Origin of the sequence: Nostoc sp. CHAB 5715 (assembly GCF_020829685.1) — a bacterium.
In the GTDB taxonomy this organism is placed as follows: domain Bacteria; phylum Cyanobacteriota; class Cyanobacteriia; order Cyanobacteriales; family Nostocaceae; genus Nostoc.
The window spans coordinates 1-4948 of sequence record NZ_JAIVFR010000579.1; the positions used below are offsets into that span (position 1 = coordinate 1).

The window sequence follows — 4948 nt, forward strand, 5'->3', positions numbered from 1 at the left end:
AATCTCTGATAGTTGTTCTTGTCCACCTTCTTTGGGGTTACTTAGTATCATCAGCCTGACTGCTGCTACTCACATTCTCGTTCCTATCCAATGTCAATTTAAGTCATTTAAGGGAACTGAACTTTTACTCAGTACGATCACCCAAGTCCGCAGTCATACCAACCCCAGATTGCAATTTGCTGGATTTGTTCCTACAATGTTCGATGGTCGGACTGCCCAGGAATCGCGTACACTTAAAGCTGTACAAGAACAACTATCAGAGATTGCTCCTGTATACCCACCAATCCCAAAAACTATTGCCTTTGCCGATGCTTCTGAGCGCCGAGTTCCACTAGCATTATTTGATAAAAACCATCCAGCCGTGGATGTACTCAAAAAAATTGCTAATAGCATAGATAAACTTGAATTAAAACCGTGAGTAGCAAACGCAACGAACCTTACGCTGCAATCAAAAAGCCTGTCGATCTGCTGTTTGGCACTGTAACTGGGTCACAATCTGATGATCAAGCCAGCGCTACTAACACAATTGCAATTGCCAAAATCAAGCTACCTTCCTCACAGCCAAGGCGCTATTTCGACGAGCAGAAGCTTGAAGAACTATCACACTCAATCAAAGAATTGGGTATTCTCGAACCTCTGTTAGTGCGTCCGCTCTCTGAGGGCGATTATGAATTAGTAGCCGGGGAAAGACGCTACAGAGCGGCATTGATGGCTCTTTTAACTGAGGTTCCTGTAGTAGTCCGCATAATGGATGATGCGACTACGTACCAAGTGCGCCTCGTTGAAAACCTGCAACGCGAAGACCTCAATCCGCTAGAAGAGACTGAAGGTATCCTTGAACTATTGGCATTTCGGTTGTCAATAAGTACGTCAGAAACTGTCAAACTGCTTCAAAAAATGGAGAACGAAGCTAAAGTAAAAATTACCCGTAACGTTACGGGTAATTCTCAAACTCTACTTGTGGAGGAAATATTTACAGCGTTAGGAGGCATGAAGTGGGATTCATTTGTTCGCAATCGCTTGCCTTTACTCAATCTCCCTCTTGATGTGCTTTCAGTATTACGTTCGGGAAAAATTGAGTACACCAAAGCACGGGCAATCGCTAAGGTGAAAAATGAAAAAACAAGAATTCAACTACTAGAAGACGCGATCGCCTACAATCTCTCATTGAGCGAAATTAAGCGGAAGATTCCAGAAAATGAGCAGAAGCCGGAATCAGAGTCTCGCACTCAAACAGAGTCAACATCTCTGAAAGACCGCGTTGAGGACACACTCCGCCGTTTTAAGCAGTCCAAGGTATGGGATGATCCGAAAAAAAAAGCAAAGCTAGAGAAGCTTTTGGCTCAGTTGGATGTATTGATAAAAAATGACTTCACAAATTGATGAAAAAGCACTTGGGACAAGATGCATTTTTTGAACTTCACTAATAATGATAAAAAACTTAAAATTTTTTGGAATTATTTTTCTTCGTTAGGATACCAACCTGCCGGAATGACTTCAAAATTCCAAACATCTTTGAAGACGTATATGCGTCCGATCATTTCCGATGGGGAAAGCAAATTTTTGTCGCCTTCCTTCCAATCTTTTTTATCAACTGTTCCCATAACTACATAGTTATTACCTACAATTTGAGGATTTGTTTGGACAAAAGTAGCAGCCATCAATGGCTCAATTTCCTGTTTTTTAGCAATAATTAAGTCGCAGCTTGGGCAATATTTACACTGTTTATTTAGTAAAAATAGCTGTTTAGGTTCAATGTGGATTACCAAAGGGAACTTGCGTAACTTAGTTTTACTATCGCATTTGGGGCATTTAGTGAACGCACAATCACTATAAGGATTGAGAAAAAAGCGATGCCGCTTTTTAATTGTTTTATCTGGCTTTTTATTAACGCTATTTTTAACCATGCTACGATGAAAGCTTGATTAACTACATTTGGTTTTGTAACATAAGGTTAACTATAACAAGCGTGAAGAATTAACACTTACTCCTAACTAAAAATAGTGAGACATCCGGTACTCTTTCGTTTCAACAATCCTAATGGCATCAAACCGATAGTTGCCGATGTACAACTTAACGGCTTGGGCAGGTGTGAAGTCTTTCTTAGCCATAATTGCTTTGTCCACAAGAATTTCATCAATCTCTCGCGGAGCGCTTGCCAAGGCTATTATTAATTTTTTGAGAGTAAAAAAGACCCAGATTAAATGTCTGGGTCTTTAAGGTTGGGAATTATCCCAAGATTTCAATCACAGCCGCGAGAATAGCTGGCGCTTTGTCTGAAATTGGAATGAATACCCGCTTGCGCCAGTTGATGATCTCGGTGAAACATCCAACAGCTAAGAGTCGCTCTGCCAGTGAGATAGCATTAACCAGTTCTATGCGAGGTTCTGTGGCAATGTAAGAACGCCGTAAAGTTACGCCACCCGGCAACTGCTGGGAATAGCCTTCGTTTAGCACTAAAGAGACTAACTCCTGTGGGCTTAACAGCTTGTTCTTGAGTCCGAGTTGTTCAGCCACCGACTGGATATCCTGAGCGTTAACCACCCGACCGAGTATCTTTTGTTTATCGCTGGTTTGTAACCTGAAGACTCGACTACTGTGCTGTGGCAGAATTTTCCAAATAGGCAACAAAATACCGGTGACTAAGTGCAGGTAATCGGTTGTGAACTTGGGCAACTGGTCAACCTCTTTTGACCACACTGCAATAAACGTATCAGCCGAAACCTGCCGCCAAGTGGAAGAATTCAGTTGTTCGACTATGACACGAGTTTCTTTTTGTGGACGGACGAGCAAAACCCTTGGCACAACGCCACCTTCAGCATCGAATATACTATGGGTTGGAATTGTTACCGCCGCACTACCTTTCTCATTCACCATGAATCGCCCTTGGTACTTGGCAGCAAAATCCAACATCTCTTGAGCCGTTCTGATGTTGTTCTTCTGGGTGCGTTCCACTTTCAAGTAATTGGTGACGCTACCAGTTTGAGCATGAGTATATACAGCTTCCTGGCTCTCAACAGTAAAGCGTTCAGCCCGTAAAGTCTCCACCCCCATCTCATAGACACCAGCAGCGATCGCTGTTTCAATCTGCTGACTTAGCAACAACTCAAACCTCTCGAAAATGATGTTTTGCATATCAATTCGTAGAGCTAGTAGTCGGTTGAGGAATTGACGCAGAGGTGGGAGGTCGATTTTCATGCCGCCTTCCTGGGAAGTGAGCGAGAGTCCTGTCATTTGCTCAAAAGTCCCTAGCGGAACTTCATAAAATCGACCTTGGAAAATCTGCTTAAACAACTCGTATAGTGCGTGTTGTGCATAGTTCGACTCCAGATTATCCTTAGCTTCAAATATCCCGTTGCCACCCGTTTGCCGTTGACCACGAGTAAGAGCGCCCAAACTATCTAGCCTTCGGGCAATAGTCGAGATAAAGCGACGTTCACCCCTGACATTAGTAGTTACAGGTCTGAACACAGGTGCTGATGCTTGGTTTGTGCGGTGCGATCGCCCAAGCCCTTGGATTGCATTGTCTGCTCTCCAACCCGCTTCTAAAAGATAGTGCGATCGCCGCCGACGATTCGCAGCATTTAGCGAAGCATGATAACTTCTGCCTGTCCCACCAGCGTCACTGAAGATGAGGATTTGTTTGTCACCCTGCATAAACGCAGCAGTTTCAGCAATATTAGCGCCACTTCCGCGTGAATCTACAAACAAACGTCCAGATTCATCTTTTAACACCCGTTTGCTACGACCTGTAACTTCAGCCACTTGCTTGTTACCGAAGTGCCACAGCAATTGTTCTAATGCGCCGGGGATTGGGTCAAGACTTGTTAACTTATCGACTAAGGCATCTCTCAAGGCTACAGCTTCTTGGGAGATAACTGGAGAACCATCGGCATCAAAAGCGGGTTCAGAACGCTTGTCGCCATCCTCGCCACCCCCCTCAATGGATTCCACAAAATCTTCACGGGAGGTAAACGGGAAATCCCCAGTCTGCCAAAGTCCCAGGCGATTGGCGTATGAGAGATTTGAGACTTTAGTTGCACCAGTAGCAGAAACGTAGACAACCCGTGCTGAGGGCAGTGCGTTTTGCAACCGCAGCCCAACAATGCCTTGCTGGGATGCTGCAACCATACCGAGTTTACCCTCTTGCGCCATTGCATTGCCCATACTGTGACACTCGTCATAAGCGATCGCTCCCTCAAAGCCAATGCCAGCCCACTCAACGATTTGCTTAAGCCGACTTTTATCATTCTTTTGAGAACGTAGAGTTGAGTACGTGCAGAACAGAATACCTTGGGTGAAAGGGATTGGGTCGCCTAGCTTGATGTTGCCCAGGTCAATGATATCTTTTTCACTACCTCCGAGCGCACACCAGTCTCTACGGGCATCTTCAATTAAGGCAGAACTTTTGGATACCCAAATTGCTTTTCTTCGCCCCTGACACCAATTGTCTAATATAATACCTGCACACTGTCGTCCTTTCCCCGCTCCCGTCCCATCACCAAGGAACCAGCCACGGCGAAATCTAACAGCGTTTTCTTCGCCGTGAGCCGCGACAGTCACACTATCCCATGAGTCATCAACAATATAAGACCCAGACAGAAATTCACAGTGCGTTTGACCTGCGTAAATAACGCTTTCGAGTTGTGCTTCAGATAACAAGCCTTGTGAGACAATGTTTCGCGGGAGATGCGGTTTATAAGTTGGTGCTGGTGGTGACACAAGTGCTAGGGCTGCACTCTCACAAAGCAGCGAGGGATGAGGTAAAGCGTCCTTGATTCGGATTCGTTGTGGGCGATAGGTTTCATATAAAGTATCTTTGAGTCCATCATTTGCAGACCACTCGACAACTTCATATTCCAGCACTACTACGTCGTCTGGAAGAAAGGAAACTGTTTCTGGTTGTGCAACTATAGTACGTTTTGGGGATTGAACAACTTTTGCGATC

General features: G+C 44.6%; 5 protein-coding genes. 2 read left to right on the forward strand and 3 right to left on the reverse strand.

What is annotated here, in order from left to right:
- Positions 1-418 (forward strand): ParA family protein (locus tag LC574_RS26540; RefSeq protein WP_229456572.1); only part of this gene is annotated, 418 nt, incomplete at its 5' end.
- Positions 415-1383, forward strand: a complete 969-nt coding sequence (locus LC574_RS26545; RefSeq protein WP_229456573.1) for a ParB/RepB/Spo0J family partition protein — start codon at positions 415-417, stop codon at positions 1381-1383. The genes LC574_RS26540 and LC574_RS26545, both read left to right, overlap by 4 nt.
- A 74-nt stretch (positions 1384-1457) precedes the next feature.
- On the opposite strand, the gene LC574_RS26550 is transcribed toward LC574_RS26545, so the two are convergent.
- The 3 genes from LC574_RS26550 to LC574_RS26560 all read right to left on the reverse strand — a co-directional run.
- A complete protein-coding gene (locus tag LC574_RS26550) occupies positions 1458-1907 on the reverse strand; it encodes a hypothetical protein (protein ID WP_190734772.1) in 450 nt (149 codons plus the stop codon).
- 87 nt (positions 1908-1994) lie between these two features.
- Positions 1995-2162 (reverse strand): hypothetical protein, encoded by a 168-nt coding sequence (locus LC574_RS26555; protein WP_229456575.1) that lies wholly within the window; start codon positions 2160-2162, stop codon positions 1995-1997.
- A 67-nt stretch (positions 2163-2229) separates the two neighbouring features.
- Positions 2230-4948: strawberry notch family protein (locus LC574_RS26560; protein WP_229456576.1), on the reverse strand; the 2719-nt coding region annotated here is incomplete at its 5' end.

What these genes read in the sequence shown, in the direction of transcription:
- LC574_RS26550 (WP_190734772.1), bottom strand. Translation starts at nt 1,907, where the DNA reads ATGGTTAAAAATAGCGTTAATAAAAAGCCAGATAAAACAATTAAAAAG.